Below are 4,064 nucleotides of genomic sequence, written 5' to 3'. Positions count from 1 at the left end.
TGGTGGTGGCCGTGCCCGACGGGTTGCGCGTCACGTTGTAGCTGGCCGTCGCGTCCAGCGTCGGCTTGTGGCCGGCTTCGGCTTTTTTGACTTCCAGGTCGGCGATCTCCAGCCCGCTTTGCGCCAGACGGATATTCGGGTGCACTGCTTCTGATTGCTGCACCCAGATGTTCACATCGGCAGGTACCACGGCCGGCAAATTGACGGGCGCCAGCAGGGGTTTGGGTTGCGTTTCGGTTTTCCCGACCAGCGTGTCCAGCGCGATTTTTTTGACGCGCAAATCGTTTTCGGCGGCGATTTCCTGGGCGATGACCAGGTCGTAGCGCGCCTGCGCTTCGCGGGTGTCGGTGATGGTGGATGTACCCACTTCAAAGTTGCGCTTGGCCGACGCCAGCTGCTCGGCCACTGCGGCTTTTTGCGCCCGGACAAACGTCAGCGTGTCCTGTGCGGCCAGCACGTCAAAGTACGCCTGGCTGGTGCGCACGATCAGGTCCTGGTTGGCGGTTTCGAGTTGCGCCTGGGACTGCTCGACCTGCCTGGAGGCCTGCTGGTAGGTGGCCCAGTTGGCCGGTCGGTACAGCGGCTGCGAAAGGTTGAGCGTGGCGTTTTGTGTGTTGAAGCTGCGGTCTATCACCGGTGCGGTGTTTTCAAAGCCGGTGCGCGACACACCCGCCGAAATGCCTGCCGTCGGCAAGATGCCGGCCTTGGCCTGGTCGGCCCTGGCGAGGTTGGCGTCGTACTGCAGCTTGGCCGACTGGTAGGCAGCGTCGAAGGCGCGGGCCGACTCATACAGTTCCACCAGGCTCTGGGCCTGCGCGGCCGGCGCCGCCATCATCAGCGCTGCGGTGACGGCAATCGACAGGGGCAACATCGACAGGCGTAGCGCCGGCGGTTTCTTGGGCGTGGTCATAAAGGTCCTGAGGAATGGGTGGATGGAGTGAGTACGGTGCGCAGCGGCGGCAAAGGTCAGTACACAGGGACCGACGGGTCCACCTGCTGCGACCACGCGTCAATGCCGCCCTGCAGGTTGACGACCTCGGTGAAGCCGCTTTGTGTCAGATAGTTGGCCACCTGCAGGCTGCGCATGCCGTGGTGGCAGAGGCAGGCGATCGGCTGGCCGGTGCCGGCTCCGATTTCCTGCAGCTCAGCCAGGCGCGTGGGTATTTCCCGCATCGGGATGTGCACCAGCCTGAAGCCGTCCTCCTTGACCGAGGCCGTCTGCAGTTCCCAGGGCTCGCGCACGTCCAGCACCACAGGCAGGGCGGGCGCGCCTTCCCCGGCGTTGTTGCGCCACTCGGCGAAGTTGACGGGGCTCAGTTGGGGAATCATGGTCGGCTGTCCTGCGTTGGAATGCGTGCTTGGCGTTGGTGAAGTTGTGTACGGCGGCCAGGCTCAGAAGCTGAATTTCGAGGGCTCAGGGAAATTCAGCAGGCGCGGCGCCACGGTGTCCCAGGCCTGGGTGGTACGCCAGGCGTCTTCGGCTACGCGTGTGACCAGGGTCGCGCGCATCACCGGCTCAAAACCCACGATGGYGCTCAGGCGGCCACCCACCTTGAGCAGGGACAGCAGCGAAGCCGGCACTTCGGCGACCGAGCCACTGAGCACGATCACGTCAAACGGTCCACGAAGCGGGTCGTTGCTGGAAACGGCCTGGGCGATTTTTGCGGCGCCGTCGCCGGTGCGCACTTCGGCGTTGTAAAGGCCTGCCCTTTGCAGGTTGTCGCGTGCGGTCTGTGCGAGCTTGGGGTCGATCTCCAGCGTGATCACTTGCTGCGCACGGTGCGCCAGCAGTGCGGCCATGTAGCCGGAGCCAGCGCCGATTTCCAGCACCTTTTCATGCTTTTGCACGGCCAGTTCCTGCAGGATGCGGGCCTCCACCTTGGGCGCCAGCATGCACTGGCCGGGCCCGGTGCCCAGCGGGATTTCCATGTCGACAAAGGCCAGTGCCTTCTGGGCGGCCGGCACAAAGTCTTCGCGCTTGACCACGGCCAGCAGGGAAAGGACCTGGTTGTCCAGCACTTCCCAGGGGCGGATTTGCTGCTCAATCATGTTGAATCGGGCTTGTTCGTAGTTCATGGCGGACCTGTAGGTTGGCGAAATGGGGGAGGGTGAGCTGTACACGAGATAAACCTTTGATTTTAGCGGTCGCCCATGACGGTGGCCGGCGTTGCGGCAGGCATGTCTGCGGGGTCTTGCGGCGGTGTTCTGGGGCCGAATTTGCGCTTGAACCACTGGCCCAGGTCGTCCAGGTAGCAATACGTCACCGGCACCACCACCAAGGTCAGCAGCGAAGAGGTAATGACACCGCCGATCACGGCCTGGCCCATGGGCGCGCGCTGTTCCGAGCCCTCGGTCAGGGCAAAAGCCAGCGGCACCATGCCGAAAATCATCGCCAGCGTGGTCATCAGGATGGGGCGCAGCCGCACCTTGGCGGCATGCAGCAGCGCATCGCTGCGGTTCATGCCCGGAACGCGGTGGCCATCCACGTCCACCTGGTCGGCACGCATGCGAATGGCAAAGTCCACCAGCAAGATGGCGTTCTTGGTGACCRGCCCCATCAGCATCACCACRCCGATGATGGAAAACATAGAGAGCGTGGAGCGAAACAGCAGCAGGGCCAGCACCACACCGATCAGCGTCAGCGGCAACGAGGTCATCAGCGCCATCGGCTGCAAAAAGCTCTTGAACTGGCTGGCCAGGATCATGTAGATGAACAAAATGGCCATCACCAGTGCCGACACSGCGTAGCCAAAGGATTCAGCCATGTTCTTGGTGGAGCCGCTGAACTGGTAGCGGTAACCGGTCGGAAAGCTGAAGTTCTCCAGCGCTGCCTTGATGTCGTTCGACACCTCGCCGGCCGAGCGGTTGTAGACGTTGGCGTTGATGGCGACTTCGCGCGCCATGTCGCGCCGGTTGATCTGGTTGGGCCCGGTGGATTCCTTCACGGTGGCTACCTGGTTGAGCCGGACTATATGCGCGGCGCCGTCGGCGCTGCTGCCAGGGGTGCTCATGAAGGGCAGACGCTCCAGGTCCTGCGGCGCATTGCGCGCATCGGGTGCCAGACGCACGTTCACGTCGTAGGTTTGGTCGTCGGGCGCGCGCCAGTTGCCCACCGTCTGCCCGGCCACCAATGTGCGCAATGAGGCAGCGATCTGCGACACCGACAGGCCCAGGTCGGAGGCTGCGTCGCGCCGCACATCAATTTCAATCACCGGCTTGTCGGCCTTGACGCTGGAGTCCAGGTCTACCAGGCCGGGGATGCCGCGGATCTTGTCGTTGATGGCGCGCGTGAGGCGCTCCAGCTCTTTCAAATCCGTTCCCTGCAGGGAAAACTCCACCTGCTTGTTGCCGCCCACCGCGTCGAGCAGCCCGACGTGCGTCACGGTGATGCCGGGCACCTGCTTGAGGCGCTCGCGCAGCACGCCCGACATTTGGTCGACGCTGCGGGTGCGTGCCTTGCGGTCCACCAGGCGCACATAAATGCTGGCGTACATCTTGCCTTGGGCATTGCCTGTATTCAGGGTGGCCAGCGTGTATTTCACCTCGGGGAATTCGCGGATGATGGCTTCCACCTGCTGCGCCTTGGCTTCGGTGGTTTCCAGCGAGGAGCCTACCGGCGTGTAGAAGTTGAGTGAGGTTTCCGAGAAGTCGGCCTTGGGCACAAACTCGGTGCCCAGCAGCGGCACCATGAAAATGCTGGTGACAAAAATCATCACGGCCAGGGCCAGGGTGGCCAGCTTGTGGCCCAGCGACCAGCGCAGGATGCCCTGGTAGCTGTTGCTCAGCGAGTCGGTGGCGTGGTCAAACCAGCCGGTGACGCGGCCTATGGTCTTGTCGTAGAAAGTGACGGGCGCATGGCGTTTTCCGTGCGCTTCTATCGAAGGGTCGTGCCAGATGCTGGAGAGCATCGGGTCCAGCGTGAAGCTCACGAACATCGAGATCAGCACCGCCGCCACGATGGTCACGCCGAACTCGTGGAAGAACTTGCCGATGATGCCGCCCATGAAGCCGATCGGCAGGAACACCGCCACGATGGAAAACGTGGTGGCCAGCACGGCCAGGCC

General features: G+C 63.3%; 4 protein-coding genes. All 4 read right to left on the bottom strand.

The window, feature by feature from the left end; translation table 11 throughout:
• A partial coding sequence (locus tag AC1D1P_RS16425) for a TolC family protein (RefSeq protein ID WP_477673704.1) occupies positions 1-910 on the bottom strand: 910 nt, incomplete at its 3' end.
• 56 nt (positions 911-966) lie between these two features.
• The gene (locus AC1D1P_RS16420) at positions 967-1,329 is read right to left on the bottom strand and encodes a rhodanese-like domain-containing protein (protein ID WP_477668056.1); all 363 of its coding nucleotides are present in this window, start codon (positions 1,327-1,329) and stop codon (positions 967-969) included.
• Between the two features lie 63 nt (positions 1,330-1,392).
• Positions 1,393-2,076, bottom strand: a complete 684-nt coding sequence (locus AC1D1P_RS16415; protein ID WP_477673703.1) for a protein-L-isoaspartate O-methyltransferase family protein — start codon at positions 2,074-2,076, stop codon at positions 1,393-1,395.
• 62 nt (positions 2,077-2,138) lie between these two features.
• Positions 2,139-4,064 (bottom strand): efflux RND transporter permease subunit (locus AC1D1P_RS16410; protein ID WP_477673702.1); only part of this gene is annotated, 1,926 nt, incomplete at its 5' end.

It is taken from the genome of Polaromonas sp. P1_E1_2, assembly GCF_056406035.1.
The sequence above is the reverse complement of the archived record's forward strand: the minus strand, read 5'-3'. Positions and strand labels throughout refer to the sequence as shown.

What these genes read in the sequence shown, in the direction of transcription:
- AC1D1P_RS16420 (WP_477668056.1), bottom strand. Translation starts at nt 1,329, where the DNA reads ATGATTCCCCAACTGAGCCCCGTCAACTTCGCCGAGTGGCGCAACAAC.